We start from the raw sequence: 19,351 nt of genomic DNA, 5'->3' as shown, positions 1-19,351 counted from the left end.
ACTGGCCACCTCTGACAAAAACTCCGCTGTGGATCTCGGTTTCACGTCTTCAATTCGTCGAACATCTCCTGGCGGAAAGTCAGCGTGCGGGCCAGGTCGGCGACCGGCCGGACGCGGGACGCGTCGGCCGGTTCCTGGTCGAGCTGAAGGGCGAGACGGCCCACCAGATCCGCGTACGCCGGTGGCATGGCCAGCGCCGCCGCCCGGCACAACTCGCCCAGCTGCCAGCTGTGCCGGTCGTTGCGGGCACGATGGGCGATCGTCTCGAGAACGGCGACCGACAGCTCGTCGGGCCACCGGCCCGGATGGATCGCGAGGAGCCGGTTGGCCATCGGATCCTCGCGGCGCAGCGCGTCGGCCGCGAGCCGGCCCAGCTCGGCGGCCGGCAGCACCAGATGAAGGTCCCACCGCACCGACTCGCGCAGCGTCCCGCCGACCTCGTTGAGCAGGACGGTCGCCCAGCCGACCTCCTCCTGAGCCACGGCGGCCTTGGCCCAGCCGTGCACAAGCGGGGACTCCCAGTCGTTGCCGCGAGCGAGCCGCAGCATCGTGGCGGGGTCGGACCACGTGTCCAGCGGCGCCCCGGCGACGATCTCCTCGAGCAGCCAGGCGCTCACGCCTATGCCCCGTGCCGGCGTGGACGCCACGCCGTCACGCCGCAGGCCCGGGTCGAGCTCCTCGGGCGGGGTGACGATCAACCGGTCGGACCCGATCACGCGGCGCTCCCGCCGCACGGCGGCCCGGGCCCGCTGCGCCATCCGGTCACGCAGACCGGAGCCGGGCAGGCGGCGCAGCATTTCGAGAGCGGCCTCGCGCACCTCTTTGCGCCGATCGTCGAGGGCCTGCTCGAGGAACGGATCGTCGGCCGGGGACAGGCCGGTGGCGAGCGCGCCGACGAAGCGCGCCCGGTCGTCGGAGGAATCCTGGGACCACGTGCTCTCCACGAGCTCGCGGGCACGCCCGGGATCGCTGCGCCGCAGCGTGGTCAGGTGGCCGAGCCGCTCACCGGAACTGCCCGTCTGCCAGTCGAAGGCCGCGGCGGACGACGGGGCCTGTGCCTCGTCGCGCAGCCACCGCCACTCGTCGCGCATGCCGGCCAGCCACACACCCCGCGCGCCGGCGACCCGGGCCAGCGCGGGCCGGATGATCGAGTTGCGGCGCCCGGCGTCGAGCAGCGCCGGCAGAGCGACCGGTGGGACGTGGGCGCCGAGGTCGCGCGCGGCCGCGAGCCACTGGCTCAGCAGTTCCTGCGCGAGCTGGGCGCCGCCGGGCACGCCCTCGCCGAGGATGCGCATCAGCCTCGTGCCGGCCGGACCGGGAAGAGCGGCCGTGGTCTCGGCCGGCGCGGCGGGCACACCTGTGTGACCGGTGGCGGGCCGGACGCCGGCCCGCCGCCGGGTGAGCGCGACGGCGGCCGCGTCGAGCAGTGTGGAGTCGCTGGTCCACGGACGACGGTTGGTCCCGACCAGCGCCGCCGCGAGCAGCTCGGGCGGCAGCTCGGGCCGCCGGGGAGCGCCGGCGGTGGGCAGGGGCGACCCGGCGGCCACGAAGGCGCCCTCGGCCCATGCGGCGAGCGGGCGCAGACCGGCGGGAGACCACTCGGCGGCGACGGCCGCGGGCCGGCCACCGGCCGCCGCGAGCAACCACCACGGCTCACTGTGGCCGGGCGCCAGCGGCAGCGCGTCGCCGGTCGCGTCGACCAGCCAGCCGTCGTCACTGGGGACGACGCCGTCGAGCAGGACGGGAGCGTCGAACCGCCAGGGCTCGGCGGCGACCGTGGTGCTGTAACCCACCAGCGCGTCGGCGATCGTCGTCGCGCCCTCGGCCACGCCGAACGGCTCGGCCGCGCTGTCGCGGCCGGCGACGAGCGCGCGGAGCGGAGCGGCGCCCGGATAGAACGCCAGCTCGCCCCGGAACTCCGTGCCCGGCACCAGGTCGGAGGTGAGCGGCTGGCCGGGCGCGGCGAACGAGAGAACCAGCGCGAAGCGGCCCCGCGATCCGCGCAGCCACGTGCGCCGCGTGGTCAGCGCCCCGTCGTCGACCTCGACCTGGCCGAGCACCTGCCAGCGGTCGGTGACGCGGGGGCCGGCCAGAACGTCCTCGGTGGCGATCGGGAAGCCGATGCGGGTGCGCACCGTGGCGGCCAGCTCGGGCGGCAGCTCGGCGATCCGGTCGTATCCGGTGACCAGCAGGCGGAGCAGGGCCAGCTCGCCGAGCAGACGGTCGGCCCAGTGCGGCCCGATGCCGGCGACGGTGCCGAGGCGGCGCACCGCGCTCGCCGCGGTGGGCGCCTGCGCGTCGACCAGGCGGGCGGCCATCGCCTCGAACGGCTGGTGTCCCGCTCGCTGAGCGCCGGCCAGGCCCTGCCGTATCTGGTCGTCGAGCCAGCGGCGAAGCTCGGTCATGCCGCCGGCCACCCGCTCGGCGCGCTGCTCGGCCCGCTTGGCCGCGGCGGCCGGGTCGGGAGTCGCGGCGGCCCGGGGTCTGGCCGTGGCCTTCGCGGCCCGGGCGGCCTGCCACTCATGGGCGAAGTCGGGCGCCGGCGCGGTCGCCACGCCGGTGTCGGCCCAGAGCATGAGCAGGCCCAGGGCATGCTTACAGGGGATCTTGCGGCTGGGGCAGGAACACCGGTACGCCGGGCCGGTCAGGTCGACGCACACCTGATAGCCGCGGCACTGTCCCCAGAGGATGTCGTCGAGCCGCCCGGTCGCCGACCAGGACAAGGGCGCGGAGAGGCCGCGCCCGGCCTTGAGCGAGGCGGCGTCGGGGGCGAGCGTCTCGACCTGGGCGGTGGACCATCGTTCAACGGACACGAGAAGACCCTAGGCCTCGGGTACGACAGTTTTCCCGGCCCTGGATCGCCCTGGTGAGTGCCATGATCGAGCGGATCGAGAAGGAGAAGTGATGAAGGTCGTGATCTTCGGAGCGACCGGCATGGTCGGTCAGGGTGTCCTGCGGGAGAGCCTGCTCGCGCCGGACGTCGAACAGGTGCTCGCGGTGATCCGTACGTCCACCGGGGTTTCGCATCCTCGCCTGCGCGAGGCCCGCCTGGACGATTTCGCCGATCTGAGCCCCATCCGCGACGAGCTTCGCGGGTACGACGCCTGTTTCTACTGCCTCGGTGTGTCGTCGGTGGGCCTGGACGAGGCGAGTTACGCCCGGATCTCCTACGACTATCCGATGGCGGCGGCGCGGACCTTCGCCGAGATCAACCCCCAGACCACCTTCGTGTACGTCTCCGGCGCCGGCACCAACCCCGGCGGCCGGCAGATGTGGGCGCGGGTCAAGGGGCGTACCGAGCGGGAGATCATCGATCTGCTGCCCAACGGCTATGCCTTCCGCCCCGGCCTCATCCAGCCGACGCGGGGCGTACGGTCGAAGACCGGCTGGTACAACACCATCTACACGATCGTGGGGCCGGTCATCCCGCTGCTTCAGCGGATGGCGCCGCGCTATGTCACGACGACCGACCGGGTCGGCCAGGCGATGCTGCGGGCGGCCCGGATCGGCTTTCCGGACCACATCGTGGAGAACGCGGACCTTCGCTGACGTCATCGCCGACTCCCTCGATGGAAAGTATCTCGACATCGAGATAAAAGCCCGCTAGCCTCTCGTTGTCAAGAAGCTCGACATCGAGACAATGGTGAGGTGGAGACGGATGAACACCTGGCTGACGACCTTTCGGCGGGGCGCGACCTCACTCACGAGCCGCTCGCGCCTCCGCCTGCTGTGGGCATTCATGGTGTGGGCGACGACGGCGATACAGCGGCCGATGACGGGGTCGACCGGATCGTCGGCCAGTGGGCGCACGAGCGGCCCGACCTCGACACGACGGCGATGGCGGTCTTCGACCGGATCGCCAACCTCTCCCGCATCGCCGGCGAGCGGCTGGAGCGCGCCTATGCCGAATTCGGGATAGGCCGCCCCGAGTTCGACGTGCTCGCCACCCTGCGGCGCGCCGGCGATCCCTTCCAGCTTTCGCCGGGCGAGCTCGCCGCCTCGATGATGCTGAGCACCGGCGGCACCACGGCCCGGCTCGACCGGCTGGAGAAGGCCGGGCTGGTCCAGCGGCTGCCGTCGCCGAGCGATCGGCGCGGCGTCCTGGTCCGCCTGACCGAGGCGGGTTACGAGGTGGTCGAGCGGGCCGTCGGGGCCGGTCTCGCCGAGCAGCAGCGCCTGCTCGAGGACCTGCCCTCCGAGAAGCTCCGGCAACTCGACGACCTGCTGCGAGAGGTGTTGCGCGCGTCAGGCGGCGCTCGCGTCACCGGCGACCTGCGGTGGCTGGGCCCGGCCCGGGAGACCGGGCCGGCCGGCGCCCGCGGCGCCCGGGGCCGCGGGCGGGGCCGGTCCTGACCGGCCGGCGCGGCGCGGTCCTTCACGGCCGCCGTGCCCTCGACGTTCGACCGGGTGGCTGCCACCGGGCAGCAGCCGGTGCGGTGGCTACCCGGTCGGCAGCCGCCCGGTCGGCATCGGGAAAGCGGCTGCCCGAGGGGCGGCCGTTGGAGGGCGGTCGTTGAGGGGCGGTCGTTGAGGGGCGGTTGTTCAGGGGCGGCTGTGAGAGGGCCGGTTGTCGAGGGGGCCGCCGTTCAGGGGGTGGCGGACTCGGGGGTGAGCCCGGCGGCGTCGGGGCCGTGTCCGGCGGGGACGCGTTCGGTGGGCTTCGGGGGTGGTGGGGGAGTGCCGTCGCCGAAGGGGCGGCCGCCCAGCTTTTCGCGGCCGTGTTCGGTCAGCCAGGAAGTCAGGTCGGGGCCGGCGGGAACGATTCTGGTGGGGTTGATGTCCTTGTGGACCACGTAGTAGTGCTTCTTGATGTCGATGAAGTCGATCGTGTCGCCGAAGCCGGGCGTCTGGAAGAGATCTCTGGCGTACGCCCAGAGCACCGGCATCTCGGTCAGCCTGCTCCGGTTGCATTTGAAGTGGCCGTGGTAGGCGGCGTCGAAGCGGGCCAGCGTCGTGAAGAGCCGCACGTCCGCCTCGGTGATCGTGTCGCCGACCAGGTACCTCTGGTTCGCCAGCAGGTCCGACAGCTTGTCCAGCCGGGCGAAGAGCCGGGCGTACGCCTTCTCGTAGGCCTCCTGCGTGCCGGCGAAACCAGCGCGGTAGACGCCGTTGTTCACGTCCGCGAAGACGTACCGGTTGATCTTGTCGATCTGGTCCCGCAGGTCCGGCGGGTAGAGCTGGGGCGCGCCGGTGCGGTGGTGACGCGCCCACTCCAGCGACAGGTCGATGGTGATCTGCGCGAAGTCGTTCGTGACGACCTGCCCGGTCGGCACGTCGACGATCGCCGGCACGGTGATGCCCTTGTCGTAATCCGGGTAGCGGGCGAAGTAGGCCTCCTGGAGGCGTTCGATGCCGAGCACGGGGTCGCGCCCGCCCGGGTCCAGGTCGAACGTCCAGCTGCGCTCGTCGTGGGTCGGGCCGGCGATGCCCATGGAGAGCGCGTCCTCGAGGCCGAGCAGGCGCCGCACGATGATCGCCCGGTTCGCCCACGGGCAGGCGCGGCTGACGATCAGGCGATAGCGGCCGGGCTCCACCGGATATCCGTCGCGGCCGTCCTCGGTGATCCGGGTCGGTATGTACCGCTGGTCCCGGTTGAACTCGCCGGACGGGTTCACGTAAGCCATGTCCTCATCCTGCGACGACGGTGGCCGGTGCGCAGGGCGAGCCGCCGAAATCCGGTCACGGCGGCGAAATCTCGGCGCGGGCGGCGGGGGAGCACGCGTTCTGGCAAAGTTGCCGGATGGAGGCCAAGATTCGTAGCTATCTAGCTCACTGGACCGTCGTCGTCCCGGTCGTGGCGATCGCCGCCCTCGTGCTCACGTGGGGGCGGGACCTGCCGCCGCCCGTGGTCGTCGTGGTCGCGCTGCTCCTCGGCGGCGCTGTTCTCGCGGCCGTGCACCACGCCGAAGTGGTCGCGCACAAGGTTGGTGAACCCTTCGGGTCGCTCGTCCTCGCGGTCGCGGTCACCATCATCGAGGTCGCCCTCATCGTCACGCTGATGATCAGTGGCGGGGAGAAGACACAGTCGCTCGCCCGGGACACCGTCTTCGCGGCGGTGATGATCACCTGTAATGGTCTGCTCGGCCTCTCACTGCTCGTCGGCGCGCTCCGCCGGCACGTCGCGGTGTTCAACGCCGAGGGCACCGGCGGCGCCTTCGCCACCGTGGCCACCATCGCCACCCTCAGTCTCGTCCTGCCGAGCTTCACGACCAGCCGGCCCGGCCCCCAGTTCTCGCCCGCGCAGCTCACGTTCGCGGCGGTCGCCTCGATCGCCCTGTGGGGGCTGTTCGTCACCGTGCAGACACGGCGTCACCGTGACTACTTCGTCCCGATCACCACGTCGGGCAAGGTGATCGACGCCGAGGAACACCTCGAGCCGCCGACCAAGCAGGACGCGCTCATCAGCGTCGGCCTGCTGCTGGTGGCCCTGGTCGCGGTCGTCGGGCTGGCCAAGGGCGTGTCGCCGTCGATCGAGGCGGCGGTGCAGAACGTCGGCCTGCCCAACGGCGTCGTCGGCGTCGTGATCGCCCTGCTGGTCCTGCTGCCCGAGACGATCGCGGCGGTCCGGGCCGCTGCCCGCGACCGCATACAGACCAGCCTCAACCTGGCGATCGGCTCGGCCATGGCGAGCATCGGACTGACCATCCCGGCCATCGCCCTCGCGATGATCTGGCTGCCCGGCCCGCTGCTGCTCGGCCTCGGCGGCACGCAGATGGTCCTGCTCGCCCTCACCGTGGTCGTCGGCACCCTGACGATCGTCCCCGGCCGGGCCAACGTCCTCCAGGGCGGCGTCCACCTGGCCCTGCTGGCCGCGTTCCTGTTCCTCGCCGCCAGTCCCTAGGGCGACGCGCCGCGACGGCCGCGGTGTGAGGGCCGTGATGCGAGGGCTGCGATGCGGCGGCCCGTGATGCGATGGCGCGCGGCTGCCTCTTCGCGGTGGTGCTGGTCAGTGGAAGCCGTCCGGCAGAGCCAAGCTGAAGCGTTTGCACAGCAAGGGCACGTCGTGGTGGTCGGCCGGGCGTGGGGGATAGCCCGTGTGCCAGCGGACGGACCACTCGGGGGTCTCGCAGCGGAACCGCCGGCCCGCGATCTCGCCCTCGCCGGTCAACGCCTCGGCGGGGAACGAGAAGTTCTCTGTGGCGGAGCCGTAGTGGAGTGCGCCGTCCGGTCGCGGCTCGTAAATGTGCAGGTCCACATGTAAGTGGGCGCCGTCGTTCAGGACGAAGTTCCACGGTCTCGTGTCCGGGCGCGGCGCCATCCTGTCGATCCCGTGGTGGCCCAGCGCTGCGACCAGCTTGGCCAGGTCGGCTGCGGGCAGGAACAGGTCCAGGTCGGTGTGGTCGCGGGTCTGCTCGTGCAGCAAGGCGTCCACCGCCCAACCGCCGGAAAGGCAGAACTCCACCTCGGCTGCCTTCAGGCTGTCGAGCAGGCGGACGGCGTCCTCGGCCGGCATGACGTAGCGATCCATGGTGACGGGATGGTCAGGCGGAGGCGCGCTGGACCAGGGACGGCTCGTAGATCACTGAGGCCACGCGCAAGGCCGGCTCCTCGACGCGGGCCAGCAGCATGCGGGCCGCCTCGGCTGCCATGTCCTCCAGCGGGTGGCGGATCGTCGTCAACGGTGGGGCCGCGGCCGTGGCGGCGCTGCTGTCGTCGAAGCCGATCACCGCCACGTCGGCCGGTACCGTCCGGGACGCCTCTCGCAGGGCCAGCAACGCGCCCAGCGCCATCAAGTCGTTGGCCACGAACACGCCGTCGAGGGCCGGGGTCTCGGCCAACAGCGTACGCATGGCTGTCTCTCCGCTCTTCTGTGTGAAGTTGCCCGAGGCCATCGGCACCCAGCCGTGGCCGTGACGGGCCATGGCACGCCGGAAACCGGAGACCCGGTCGCTGCTCGCGGGGACGTCGGCCGGGCCGGAGATCATGCCGACCAGGCGGCAGCCCCGGGACAGCAGGTGTTCGGCGGCCATCGCGGCGCCCGTGTCGTTGGCCAGGTCGACGTAGTCGATCGGTACCGGCTCGGCCGGGCGGCCGATCATGACGGCGGGCACGCCGGCCTGCGCCAGCATGTCGGGCAGCGGGTCGACCGCCGGCAGCGACAACACGATCGCGCCGTCCGCCTGGCCGCTGCGCAGGTCGCCGACCAGCCTCTTCTTTCCCTCGTCGGTTCCCACGATCTGCAGAGCCAGCTGTACGCCCTCACGGCGCAACACACTCATCAGCCCGCCGACCACCCGCCCGAAATACGGATCGGCGAAGAAACGGCCCATGAACGGGTCGTCGTCGTGGGTCTCGGAATCGGAGACGACCAGCGCCACCGTGCCCGTGCGCCGAGTGACCAGCGACCGGGCCAGCCTGTTCGGCACGTAGCCGGTCTGGCCGACCGCGTCCCACACCACCTCGTGCAGCTGGGGATCGACGTTGCGAATCCCGTTGATCACGCGGGAGACCGTGGCCCGCGAGACCCCCGCGACCCGGGCCACGTCCTCCAGGGTCGGGGCCCGTCCACTTCGCATGACCGTCTTTATAGCACACGGAGAGCGCTCTCCCTCTCGCCGGAACCGAGCGATGACCGCCCGGTTCCGGAACCGGCGGGACATTGACGGTCATGCCTGTGGAGCGCAGACTCGGAAAGCGCTCTCCAAGAGAGGAGAAAGTCTGTGACCCCGCACAGAGCGATCCCCACCGCCCTATTGGCCGCGGCCCTCATGTTCATCGGCGTCCCCCGAGCCGAAGCCGCCGACACCCTGCTCTCCCAGAACCGCCCCACCCTGGCCTCGTCCACCGAGAACGGCGGCGCCCCGGCCGCCGCCGCGGTCGACGGCAACCCGGCCACCCGCTGGGGAAGTGCCTGGTCCGACCCGCAGTGGCTGCGCGTCGACCTCGGCTCCACGGCCACCGTCACGACGGTCAAGCTCACCTGGGAGGCGGCGTACGCCAAGGCCTTCCAGCTGCAGACCTCGGCCGACGGCGCCGCCTGGACCACGATCTACAGCACCACGAACGCCACCGGCGGCACCCAGACCCTGTCGGTGACCGGCCAGGGCCGCTACGTCCGCGTCTACGGAACGCAACGCGGCACCGGCTACGGCTACTCGCTGTACGAGTTCCAGGTGTACGGCCAGTACACGAGCCCGCCGCCGACCGGAGGCCCCGGATACGTCATGGCCGATCCGCCGGTCACCGGCGTGATCCCGTCGACGGCCGTCCCGCCGGACACCAACCCGCCCACCACGCACCACGAGTTCCAGGCCAACTGCTCGGTCAGCCGCTCCAACCTCAACGACGACCCGATCGTCTTCCCCAACCTGCCGGGCGCCTCGCACTCACACACCTTCATGGGCAACACGACCACGTACGCCGGAACCACGCTGGCCACGCTCAAGGCGGGTGGCACCTCGTGCATCACGCCCGGTGACAAGACCGGCTACTGGATGCCGACCCTGCTCAACGGCGACACCGCCGTGCAGCCGATCGGCCGGCAGGTCATCTACTACAAGTCCGGCGTGATCGACTACCGCAGCGTGCGGCCGTTCCCGGCCGGCCTGCGCTACGTCGTCGGCAGCCCGCAGGCCACCCTCGACGACTTCCGGAACAGCCCCGGCGCCGTCGAGGGCTTCGAATGCGGCGACAGCTCCTTCAACTGGGACATTCCCGCCAACTGCGCGGCCGGCACCCAGCTCAACGCCCGCATGCAGGCCCCGAGCTGCTGGGACGGCCTGCACCTGGACACCCCCGACCACAAGAGCCACATGGCGTACCCGGTCCTCGGGGTCTGCCCGGCCGACCACCCGGTCGCCGTCCCGATGATCGAGTTCAAGATGGCCTGGCCGGTCAGCGGCGACATGCGCAACGTCCGCTTCTCCAGCGGCCGCGGCTACTCGTTCCATTACGACGTCTTCAACGCCTGGGACGCACCGACCCTCGCCGCCCTCACCACCCACTGCATCAACGGCGGCCTGCAATGCGACCCGCGTGGCTTCGACCTCTACAAGCCCAACCGCGGCGCGGCTCTCAACGAGAACTACGAGCTTGGATGACGTACGTCTGAGAAGGGCGCCGATAACAGAAATTCGGTGCCCTTCTCATTCTGTGGTGTTGATTGTGGACAACGCCACTTCCCTGGTGCGCAGAATTTGCAGGGCCAATTGCCGGGTCTGACCTTCGATCCCGGATTTGCTCTCGCTGCGGGCCAGGTTCTGGCTTTGCACCAGATGTTCCTTGATGCGCTTGGTGACGGTCTCGTCGAAGGCCGGCCCCGCCAGCTTCGACGCCTCGGTGACCTGCTCCGGCGTGACCATGCCCGGCATCGGCATGCCCTCGTGGGGGTTCTCGGTGGGCAGCCCGGCCCGGGTGTGCAGCTGGCGCAGCGTGCCCAGCTCGGCCTGCGTGAACGCCTTGACCTGTGTGGTCAGGGCCAGGGTGTCAGGGTCGGCGGTACGTCGCGGCGGCAGCTCGAGCAGGGGGAGCAGCTGCTCGTCCATCGCGATGTTGATCTCGATCCAGGCCAGGTCGGTTCCGCCGAACGAGGCCTGGGGCGGGGCGCTGGGAGCGGGGGTCTCAGCGGCGTCTCCCGTCGCGGAACAGCCGGCCAGGGCGAGGGCGGTGGCCAGAAGGAGACGGGGAATCGCTTTCACATTGGCGAGTCTGTCGTTTTCCCAGGTGGTATGTCAATGAGTCGATATCCAACGATCGAGACCCCGCCCTAACCGTGATAATCGGCGGAGGGCGGGGTCTATCGCTTACGCGTCAGTAGACGCCGAGCTCCCACAGCGAATAGCCGTAGGCGGTGGCCCGGGCGGTTCCGGTCACCCGGACGTAGCGGCCCGAGCCGTTGACCGTCAGGTCGTCGAAACCGCCGTCGCCGCTGCTGGTGGCGTAGATCTGGGTCCAGGCGGCGCCGTCGGTCGAGGTCTCCACGCGATAGCCGGTGGCGTAGGCGGCCTCCCAGGCCAGCTGGAGGCGGCGTACGGGCTGAACCGAACCCAGATCGACCTGCAACCAGGCCGAGCCGACCCACTCGCTTGCCCATCGCGTTCCGTAATCACCGTCGACGGCGTACGACGGCAGCTGCGGTCCGTTCGTGCCGGTGGGCTGATAACTGGAGGCGGTGGTGGGCTTGCCGCGGGCCAGGTTGGTTCCCGGGATGACCGGGGGGACCACGCGGACCGACTTCTGTTCGATGCCGACGTTGCCGTGGCCGTCGAAGGCGTACACATAAATCTTCCAGACGCCCAGCTTGTCGGGGGCCTTGGCGGTGAACGTGCCGGGCGCGGTCTCGGTGAAGGTGACGTTGGCCAGGCCGGTGGCGCCGGTGATGTGCTTCTCCGAGTACATCAGGTTGTAGCGGATCAGGTCGCCCTGCGGGTCGGTGGTGTTGACGGCGACCGAGAGGTTGCCGCCCGCCGGTACCGAGGTCGGGACCGTCATCGCGGTGATCTCGGGTGGGGTGTTGGCCGGTGCCTGGCCGGTGTAGGCGCGCTGCAACGAGTAGTAACCGTGCCGGCGCCAGCCGCCGGTGAACGTGTTGAGCCAGACGCCGCCGAAGTCGTTCTCGAGGCCGTAGTGGAACTCGGTGGCGCCGAGCGCGACCGTCGGATGGGCGTTGATCGCGTTCCAGCTGTTCGTGTAGCCGTCACGTTTCTGCAGGTCGGTGGGCTCGGTCGGGACGCCGTTGACGTCGTTCGGCACTTCCCACTCGCCGGCCGGTCCGGCCTCGGTGACGATGTACGGCTTGGTGTAGCCCCCGGCGACCCAGTCGTTGTAGACGTTGCCGATCGCGCCGTACGAGTTGACGGCGAGCAGGTCGAGGTCGGGGGCGTACTGCTTGTAGTAGGGCCAGGCCCCGGTGTACGCGTCGGTCGAGGTGACCGGGTGGTTCGGGTCGGCGGCGTGGATGGCCTGCGCGACCTGGTTGACGAACTTGGCGTAGCCGACGCGGCGGGCCTCGACCTCGGCCGCCGAGAGGCCGTGGTCCTGCATGGTGAGGATGACCTCGTTGCCGACGTCCCACATCAGGACGCCCGGGTGGTTCTTCAGGGTGTTGACGCGGTTGACGATCTCCGCCTTGACCGAGTTCATGTACGCGGTGTCGTTGACGTAGTCGGCGCCCTGGTTCAGCCAGTGCCCGACGATCACCTTGATGCCCTGACGGGCGGCCCGGTCGAGCAGCGTGGGTGTGTTGGCGTCGTCGATTCCCCACGTACGGATGGTGTTGACCCCCATGTTCCGCAGGTCACGCATGTAGCCGTCGGCGGCCGCCTGCGGTGGCCCGTACGTCAGACCCTTGACCTGGAAGTTGGCCCCGTTGACCTGGAGGCGCCAGTTGCCCTGGGTGCCGGTGACCTTGACGACGGACGGGCCGGCGGGCAGTGCGGGGTCGGTCATCGGCGTGGGCGTGGCGCCGGTCGCGCGGGCGACGCTGACCGAGTCGACGCTGAGGACGCCGCCGGAGGTCGTGTCGGCGGTGGGGGTGGTGCGGCCGGCGATCGCGTTCGGCAGCGAGCCGCCGATGGCCAGGTCGAGACGCAGGAAGAAGCCATGGTGTACGGCGGCCTGCCACGCCGCGACGCCCACCTGCGATTCGCGGACGACCCAGGTCTGGCGGCCGTCCAGGTAGAACCGGATCTCCTCGTCGGTCTTCGTGCGGTCGATGACCTGCGAGTACTCGTGGTAGCCGGTCTGGCAGCCGGTGCAGGAGGCGAGGCCGGAGGACCGGCCGTTGTATTCGCCGCAAGGCCCGTCCGGCGCCGTCCCGCAGTGCAGCGTCTGCGCCAGCTGACTACGGCCGTTGACGTCGGTCATGATGTCGGTCTCGCCGACCTGCGGCCAGTTGGTGTAGTTGCCGCGGTAGGCGGCGCCGGTGGCCCGGAAGCCCGGCCAGTAACCGAGAGCGTTGGCGACATCCGGCTGCTTGATCACCGCGGAGAAGCGGGTCAGCTGCCCGGCGAGGGGTTCGAAGTCGGTGCGCTGCGTCTCGATGCGCCCCGACGTCCAGTTGCCGGCGCCGTCGCGGACCGCCCGGATGTTGAGCTTGCCGGCGCCGTCGAGCGTGACGTTCGAGGTGGCGGCCGTCTCGACCGATCCGGTGCCCCAGTTCGCGGCGCCACCGGGATAGGAGGTGCCGGTGCGGACGAGCCAGTTGCCGGCGTTCAGGGCCGTGCCGTCGAACGAGTCCGACCAGACCGTGGTGAAGGCGTCGGTGGGCGGCGGCGTGGTGCCGGTGGTGCCGTACACCTTGAACTCCCACAGGGAGTAGCCGTAGCCGCCGTTACGGGCGGTGCCGTAAAGGCGGACGTAGCGACCGGTGCCACTGACGGTGAGGTTCTCGGTGCCGCCGGCGCCCTGCGTCGTGCCGTAGATCTTGGTCCAGGTGGTGCCGTCGGCCGAGGTCTGGATTTCGTACGCCCGGCCATAGGCGGCCTCCCACTGAAGGGTCACCGAGGTGATGGTGGCGGTGGCTCCGAGATCGACACGCAGCCACTGCGGATCGGCGAACTGGCTCGACCAGCGCGTGCCGGCGTTGCCGTCGGTGGCGTTGGCGGCCGCGGTGTCACCGGTCTCCTGGGTGGAGGCGGTGGTGGGGCGGCCTTGGGAGATCAGGGGGTCGGCCGCGTGGGCCGGCCCTTGAGTCACGGTCAGAAACGCCGCGACCAGGGATAGGAGGACGAGGGGAATGGCTTTGTGAGTGCGCAAGGGGACTCCTGGGGATGGGAAAGCGCTCTCCAACGGTGCCCGAAGTGTTGCCCCGAGCTTTCACGCGTGTCAATACTTCGCGCTGGTTCCGGACCTCGGATCGCGATCGTGGGAGAGCGCTTTCCGGCATCGACGGGACGGTAGGATCCCGGCCGTGCCTTCGTGGAATCGGCTGCTGAAGCGGCTGGAGTCGCCGAAACCGGCAACCCGGATGACGGCGATCCGCGCGGCATGCGACCGCTGCGACACCGACCGGACGGCCCCGGCCTGGCTGGCTCCGCTGATCGGCGACGCGCTCGCCGACCCCGACCCCGGCGTGCGGGAGGCGGCGCTGGTCGCGCTGACCCACCTCGGCGAGGCTGCCCGCCCGTTCACACCGCTCTTCCGCCACTTGGCCGCGGGTGGGCCGCTGACTTCTGAGGCGGCGGGTGGGCTGCTGCCGAGGGGCGCGGCGGGTGTGTCATCGACTTCCGAGGCGGTGGGTGCGCCGTTGACTTCTGAGGCGGCGGGTGCGTTGCGGACGAGGGGCGCGGCGGGCGAGTTGCCGGCGCGTGGCGCGGTGGGGAGTGCGCCGGTGGGTGAGGTGGCCGGTGCTGGGGAGGATGAGTTCTGGGATTTCGAACCCTTGGGCTTGGGCGGGCCGAGCGTTGCTGACCGGGCGGTCGGGGCGCTGCAGCACCTGGGCGATCCGGCCTGGGTTGATGTGTTGTGCGATGCGCGGATCGCGGGACGGCCGCTGCCGGGGATCGGGGTCGAGGCGCGGCTGACGCCGGAGGTGCTTGCGGCGGTACGGAGGAGGCTCGGCGCCGAACCCGGGACGGTGGGCCTGCTGGCGGGATGGCTGGAGCGCTGGGCCGGTCCGGAGTGGGCGCTCGAACGGCGATGGGGCGCGGACCTCACCTCGGCGGTGCCCGAGTTGATCGCCGCCCGGCGGCACGATCCGGAAGCGGTGGCCGCCGCGCTCCTGGCGATCGGCCACGACGATCCCGCCGGGCTGCCCTATCTGCTCGTACGGGTCGAACGGCACTACGACCTGCGCGCGGCAGTGGCGATCTGGCGGATGACCGGCGACGCGCACCCCACCCACGAGCTGCTGCGGGCCTTCCTCCGCCGCGCCCGGGAGTTCCCGAGAACCGGCGCCCGTGTGATCGACCAGCTCGGCCCCGCGCTGGCCCCACTCGAAGAAACCGCGCGTGCGCTGATCAGCCGGAGCGCCCCGCTTGGGAGCGCCCCGCTTGGGAGCGCCCCGCTTGGGAGCGCCCCGCTTGGGGGCGCCCCGCTTGGGAGCGCCCCGCCTGGGAGCACCCCACCTGAGAGCGGCCCGGCCGGGAATGCTCAAGTGCTGGCCGCGCGCATTCTTGCCGTTCTGGGTGATCGCGACTCCGCGGCCGCCGCCCTTCGAGCCGTTCTGGAAGCCGGTGGCGCGCCCGCCGGGCACGCCGCGCAGGTGGCCGGTGACTTCCGGTTGGATCTGAAACCGGAGCTCCGGGTCCTGCTCGCCGACTTTCTCAACGAGGACGCGGCGGCCGAGGCCCTGGCCCGGCTCGGCGAGCCCGCCGGCAAAGCGCTCGCGATGGGGCGCTCGACGAGGCACTCGATGGGGCGCTCGATCTCGCGGTGATCGTCGAGCTGCGGCGTGTCGGCGCGATTCCCCTGCTCGAGCGGCTCGCCGAGCAGCAAGAACGGCTTCCCGTCTTCGGGCGGACCGTGTCCGAGACGATCTGGGGGGACGAGCTTCGGCGGGAGCGGATCCGTGCGGTTGTGCGCGAGCTCCGGCCGTACGGCGAAATGGGTCTATTGGAGAAAGGCGCCCAAGGGTGAGAGCAGCAGCCGGTTGAGGTCGGTGGCCACACGGTCGAGGCCGGCCCGTTCCTTGTCGAGGGCGCCCATGTCGTTGCGCAGGCCCCACAGCTTCTGCGCGTTGCGCCAGGCGACGTTGCGGGTGTACTCGACCGCCTCGCCCTGCCACCAGTCGTCCAGGCAGCCGTTCATCATGTCGATGAGCAGCTGCCATTTCTCCAGGTAGCCGCGGCGCAGGCCGGGGATCGAGTCGGCGAAGATCTCGTTGATGACCAGGTAGTCGTGGTGCTGGTCGCTGTCGTCGACCGGCTCGGTGCCGATGTGGTCGAACGTGGTCACCAGCGCGAACGGCAGGTCGTAGTTGATGTGCGCGTTCACGCCGGCGCAGGCCGACGGCAGCGGGCGGCAGTCGGGGCCGGGGATGCGCGCGAACAGGCTCGACCACACCTGCGGGCAGCGCGGGCTCATGTCGGAGCCGGCCCAGGCGCGCAGCGCGTCGAAGTAGCGCGCGGCGAACTCGACGTCCAGCCGGGACAGGAACGCGGGATCTTTGAACTCGCCGTCGTAGAGCTTCTCGAGAACGCCCTCGGTGATCGTCAGATAGAGCTTGTTGAAGTCACAGAGAGGGTTCTCCATCAGCAACGGGGGCACCCGCGTCAAGATGTCCTGCAGCTTGGTCAGCTGGTCGACAACGGCGGGCACGTCGTCGGGGTATCCCTGCAGGAGATCGTTCATCTCCCGCTGCACGGGTCCCCAGACCGACTGTGTCATCGGTTCCTCCACGGCGATATCGGCGGAGGGCCCCCAGCACCATCCCGGTGGCGGTGGCCACCGGGATGGTGCTCCCCCGTGCGGACAGCCTTTCACCGGCTACCTACGCAGGGATCTGTAGAACTACCTATTCGCGCGAGCTTTATAACGAAAAGGTCACGCCGCGGTCAGATAAACCCGGCTTGCCTGTACGCGCGTACGCACCTGGAGCTTGTCGAAGATGTGCCCGACGTGCACGCCGACCGTGCGCTCGCTGATGTACAGCCGCTCGCCGATCTCGCGGTTGGTCAGGCCCTCGGCCAGCGCGGCCAGCACCTCACGCTCGCGCTGGGTGAGAGCGCCCAGCTCGTCGCCCGGATCGGGCTCGGGCGGGGGCATCGGCACGGTGTCGGCGTCGTCGGCCAGGGCCACCCGGTAGCGGTGGGCGACCGAGACGATCTCGGCCGCGAACGGGCGGGCGCCCATCGCGATCGCCGTGGCGTACGCCTCGCGCAGCGGTGTGACCGCCGAGGCCCGCTTCACCTTGCGCTGAAGGATGGCCTCGGCCTGGCGCAGCCGGGCATAGGCGGCCGGATAGGGCTGCTGGCGCTTGTCCCAGGCACCGGCCGCGCGCGCCCACGGGGTGGGATCGGGGCGGCCCTCGACCCGGCTGATCTCGGCGTTGCAGAGGTCGATGTAGGCGTCGACCACGGCTCTGACCTGCACCGCCGCGTTGCTGGCGCCGGCCGCCATGCGGTCGACCGACGACTTGAGCCGGCGCAGCGCCAGCGGGTCGACCTGGTCGCCGGCCGCGTGCGCCTCGGCCTCGGCCCGCAGGCCGTGCCAGGCCAGGATGCCGATCAGCACCAGGTCGTCGGAGCGGGTCTCGAGCAGGCCGCGCTGCACGGCGGCGCGCGCCTCGGGCCAGCGGGCCAGCCACATCGCGTTTCCGGCGCGCAGCGTCAGCATGGGCAGAACGTGACGGGCGCCGCCGCCGGCGAGCAGGGTGGCGACCGCGTCGAGGTCGCGGTGGGCCTGCTCGGCGTCGCCGAAACCCACCCAGAGCCGGCAGCGCGACAGCAGCAGCTCGACCGCCTCGGCCCCGGACGGGCGGTGGCGCATCGCGGTGTCGAGAACGGCGTCGGCCTCGGCCCACTGCCCGACCCGGAACAGGCCGTTCGCGGCGATCGCGAGCAGGCGCGACGCGTATGTCCGGCTGGCTTTCTCGGCGCCGCGGCGGGCGACCAGCACGCCCTCCTCGATGCTGTTGAGCGGGCCGGCCAGCAGCTCGGCCAGGTGAAGGTAGGCCACGCCGATCTCGTCGGGGTGGCCGCTGCGCTCGGCGATCTCGACGGCCTGCCGCAGCACGGCCAGGCCGGCCGCCGGGTCTTCCCGGAAGGCGGCGCTGTATCCGAGGGCGGCGCTGGCCCGGACCAGGTCGGCGCTGGTGGCGCCGGCCATCTCGAGGGCCTCGCGGGCGCGCTCGTTGGCGTCGGCGTAGCGGCCCAGGTGGACCAGGAGCTCGGCCAGCTGCGCGGCGGCGGACGCGCGCTGGGCCGGGTTGCAGTCGGGGGCCTCGAGGGCGTGCACGTATTCGGCCTCGGCCAGCGCCGAGCGGCCGGCCGCGGTCAGGTATCGGGCCCGGCGAAGATGCAGGTCGCAGGCGCTCGGGGCGTCGCCGCGGGCGGCCAGGTCGTCGAGGCGGGCCAGGGCGCGCTGGTGCTCGCCGCAGCGGTGGGCCGACTCGGCCGCGTGGGCCAGCAGCTCGGTGCGCTCCGGTGCGTCGCCGGTGGTCAGGTCGAGCGCGGTCGACCAGTAGCGGTGGGCCTCGGTGAAGCCGTAGAGCGCCTCGGCGTCGCGGGCCGCGGCCACCACCGACGGCAGGGCCCGGGCCGGCTCGCCGGCGCGCTGCCAGTGGTGGGCCAGGCGGGCGTGGTCGGGCTCGGCGTCGCCGGACTCCAGGGCCTCGGCGTAGCGGCGGTGCAGGGCGGTGGCCTCGGCCGGCAGCACCTCGTCGGCCAGGATCTCGGAGACGAGGCGGTGGCGCAGCCGGTAGCCGTCCTGCTGGCTGATCACGAAGCGGTGGGACACGGCGGCCCGGACCGCCTCGATCAGCTGGTCCTCGGGCAGCGGCACGATCCGGGCCAGCACCTCGTGGCCGACCGGCTCGACGCCGGCCGCGATGGCGCGGACCACCGCATAGGCCGCCGGGGGCAGCTCGTCGACGCGGGACAGGAAGATCTCGCGCAGCGTGTCGGAGAGCTCGACCCGGCCGTCGCGCAGGTCACGGGCCAGCTCCTCGGCCACGAACGGGTTACCGCCGGACCGCTTGTAGACCCGCTCGGCGTCCTCGGGGTCGACCGTGCCGCCGGTGATCGCGGACACCAGCTCGACGGTCTGCTCGCGGTCGAGCGGGGCCAGGTCGACCACCCGCACCGACCGCAGGCGGCGCAGCTCGGCCAGGACCTTGCGCAGCGGGTGGGCGCCGTGCAGCGCCTCGGCCCGCACGGCGGCCAGCACGGCCAGCGGCACGTCGCCGAGGCCGGCCAGCAGGTAGAGCAGCAGCTGACGGGTGCTGCGGTCGGCCCACTGGAGATCGTCGAGGACCAGCAGCAGGCGGCGGCCGCCGGCCACCTCGCGCAGCGCCTGGGACACCCGGTCGAGCAGGTCACCGGCGTCGGCCGGCTGGACATTGTGGTCGAACTGCCGCAAGGCCTGAAGAACCGGGTGCAACGGGGACGCGTCACCGATGTCGAGGCAGGTTCCGGACAGCACGGCGAAGTCCGCGTCGCGCATCGCCGCGGCGGTCTCGCGCAGCAGCCGGCTCTTGCCGACGCCGCTCTCCCCGGTGAGGAACACCGCTGAGGTGCCACCCGGGCCCGCGTTGCGCAGATCGGACTGGATCTGGGTCAGCGTGCCGGTACGCCCGACAAGCGGCCCGTCCTCCTCGCTGGCCATGCAGGGCAGCCTAGTGCGAATCGACCTAGCACGTTGTCGGCGGTTCGGTCTGTTCTGCGTCACATAAGTGACGGGGTCTTGAAGTGTCAGAGATACGTCGTTCTGCAGATCCGCGAGTGGACGGCGGCTGGCACCGTTCTCCCGGGGC

General features: G+C 71.3%; 14 protein-coding genes. 6 read left to right on the top strand and 8 right to left on the bottom strand.

Annotation, left to right across the window (positions count from 1 at the left end):
* Positions 1–41: 41 nt before the first annotated feature.
* Positions 42–2,813: an SWIM zinc finger family protein gene (locus ACFY36_RS18695; RefSeq protein ID WP_499747219.1), complete on the bottom strand. Its 2,772-nt coding sequence runs from the start codon at positions 2,811–2,813 to the stop codon at positions 42–44.
* A 91-nt stretch (positions 2,814–2,904) separates the two neighbouring features.
* On the opposite strand from ACFY36_RS18695, the gene ACFY36_RS18690 reads away from it, so the two are divergent.
* Together ACFY36_RS18690 and ACFY36_RS18685 are read left to right on the top strand one after the other, a co-directional pair.
* Positions 2,905–3,549, top strand: a complete 645-nt coding sequence (locus ACFY36_RS18690) for a Rossmann-fold NAD(P)-binding domain-containing protein (protein ID WP_499747218.1) — start codon at positions 2,905–2,907, stop codon at positions 3,547–3,549.
* Positions 3,550–3,648: 99 nt separating this feature from the next.
* On the top strand, positions 3,649–4,353 hold the full coding sequence (locus tag ACFY36_RS18685) for a MarR family winged helix-turn-helix transcriptional regulator (protein ID WP_499747217.1): 705 nt from the start codon (positions 3,649–3,651) through the stop codon (positions 4,351–4,353).
* Between the two features lie 233 nt (positions 4,354–4,586).
* Here ACFY36_RS18685 and ACFY36_RS18680 read toward each other — a convergent pair whose 3' ends face one another.
* Positions 4,587–5,624 (bottom strand): glutathione S-transferase family protein, encoded by a 1,038-nt coding sequence (locus ACFY36_RS18680; protein WP_499747216.1) that lies wholly within the window; start codon positions 5,622–5,624, stop codon positions 4,587–4,589.
* Positions 5,625–5,740: 116 nt separating this feature from the next.
* On the opposite strand from ACFY36_RS18680, the gene ACFY36_RS18675 reads away from it, so the two are divergent.
* Positions 5,741–6,841 carry a calcium:cation antiporter gene (locus ACFY36_RS18675; protein ID WP_499747215.1) on the top strand — a complete coding sequence of 367 codons (1,101 nt, stop codon included), beginning with the start codon at positions 5,741–5,743 and terminating at the stop codon, positions 6,839–6,841.
* Positions 6,842–6,946: 105 nt separating this feature from the next.
* On the opposite strand, the gene ACFY36_RS18670 is transcribed toward ACFY36_RS18675, so the two are convergent.
* Together ACFY36_RS18670 and ACFY36_RS18665 are read right to left on the bottom strand one after the other, a co-directional pair.
* Entirely contained in the window at positions 6,947–7,468 is a 522-nt protein-coding gene (locus ACFY36_RS18670) for a nucleotidyltransferase domain-containing protein (RefSeq protein ID WP_499747214.1), read from the bottom strand.
* A 13-nt stretch (positions 7,469–7,481) separates the two neighbouring features.
* Positions 7,482–8,516: a LacI family DNA-binding transcriptional regulator gene (locus tag ACFY36_RS18665; protein WP_499747213.1), complete on the bottom strand. Its 1,035-nt coding sequence runs from the start codon at positions 8,514–8,516 to the stop codon at positions 7,482–7,484.
* Positions 8,517–8,708: 192 nt separating this feature from the next.
* Between ACFY36_RS18665 and ACFY36_RS18660 the strand changes: the two genes are divergently transcribed.
* A complete protein-coding gene (locus ACFY36_RS18660; RefSeq protein ID WP_499747560.1) occupies positions 8,709–10,040 on the top strand; it encodes a DUF1996 domain-containing protein in 1,332 nt (443 codons plus the stop codon).
* A gap of 45 nt (positions 10,041–10,085) precedes the next feature.
* Here the strand turns inward: ACFY36_RS18660 and ACFY36_RS18655 are convergent, their stop codons facing one another.
* Both ACFY36_RS18655 and ACFY36_RS18650 read right to left on the bottom strand, forming a co-directional pair.
* Entirely contained in the window at positions 10,086–10,637 is a 552-nt protein-coding gene (locus ACFY36_RS18655) for a DUF305 domain-containing protein (protein ID WP_499747212.1), read from the bottom strand.
* A 112-nt stretch (positions 10,638–10,749) separates the two neighbouring features.
* Positions 10,750–13,695 (bottom strand): discoidin domain-containing protein, encoded by a 2,946-nt coding sequence (locus ACFY36_RS18650; protein WP_499747211.1) that lies wholly within the window; start codon positions 13,693–13,695, stop codon positions 10,750–10,752.
* 154 nt (positions 13,696–13,849) lie between these two features.
* Here ACFY36_RS18650 and ACFY36_RS18645 point away from each other — a divergent pair, with 154 nt between their 5' ends.
* Positions 13,850–15,316, top strand: a complete 1,467-nt coding sequence (locus ACFY36_RS18645; RefSeq protein ID WP_499747210.1) for a HEAT repeat domain-containing protein — start codon at positions 13,850–13,852, stop codon at positions 15,314–15,316.
* Positions 15,313–15,516 (top strand): hypothetical protein, encoded by a 204-nt coding sequence (locus tag ACFY36_RS18640; protein ID WP_499747209.1) that lies wholly within the window; start codon positions 15,313–15,315, stop codon positions 15,514–15,516. The genes ACFY36_RS18645 and ACFY36_RS18640 overlap by 4 nt, the downstream gene beginning before the upstream one ends.
* On the opposite strand, the gene ACFY36_RS18635 is transcribed toward ACFY36_RS18640, so the two are convergent.
* Both ACFY36_RS18635 and ACFY36_RS18630 read right to left on the bottom strand, forming a co-directional pair.
* A complete protein-coding gene (locus ACFY36_RS18635; protein ID WP_499747208.1) occupies positions 15,490–16,266 on the bottom strand; it encodes a DUF5995 family protein in 777 nt (258 codons plus the stop codon). The genes ACFY36_RS18640 and ACFY36_RS18635 overlap by 27 nt on opposite strands.
* Before the next feature lie 156 nt (positions 16,267–16,422).
* Positions 16,423–19,203: a helix-turn-helix transcriptional regulator gene (locus ACFY36_RS18630; protein WP_499747207.1), complete on the bottom strand. Its 2,781-nt coding sequence runs from the start codon at positions 19,201–19,203 to the stop codon at positions 16,423–16,425.
* Positions 19,204–19,351 lie beyond the last annotated feature (148 nt).

The sequence above is a fragment of the Actinoplanes sp. NPDC000266 genome (genome assembly GCF_042899005.1).
GTDB lineage: Bacteria > Actinomycetota > Actinomycetes > Mycobacteriales > Micromonosporaceae > Actinoplanes.
This window is presented reverse-complemented; position numbering and strand designations above follow the sequence as displayed.

Bases quoted from the DNA above. Each gene is read 5' to 3' on its own strand.
- ACFY36_RS18690 (WP_499747218.1), top strand. From the start codon at position 2,905: ATGAAGGTCGTGATCTTCGGAGCGACCGGCATGGTCGGTCAGGGTGTC.
- ACFY36_RS18680 (WP_499747216.1), bottom strand. From the start codon at position 5,624: ATGGCTTACGTGAACCCGTCCGGCGAGTTCAACCGGGACCAGCGGTAC.
- ACFY36_RS18675 (WP_499747215.1), top strand. From the start codon at position 5,741: ATGGAGGCCAAGATTCGTAGCTATCTAGCTCACTGGACCGTCGTCGTC.
- ACFY36_RS18670 (WP_499747214.1), bottom strand. From the start codon at position 7,468: ATGGATCGCTACGTCATGCCGGCCGAGGACGCCGTCCGCCTGCTCGAC.
- ACFY36_RS18665 (WP_499747213.1), bottom strand. From the start codon at position 8,516: ATGCGAAGTGGACGGGCCCCGACCCTGGAGGACGTGGCCCGGGTCGCG.
- ACFY36_RS18660 (WP_499747560.1), top strand. From the start codon at position 8,709: ATGTTCATCGGCGTCCCCCGAGCCGAAGCCGCCGACACCCTGCTCTCC.
- ACFY36_RS18635 (WP_499747208.1), bottom strand. From the start codon at position 16,266: ATGACACAGTCGGTCTGGGGACCCGTGCAGCGGGAGATGAACGATCTC.
- ACFY36_RS18630 (WP_499747207.1), bottom strand. From the start codon at position 19,203: ATGGCCAGCGAGGAGGACGGGCCGCTTGTCGGGCGTACCGGCACGCTG.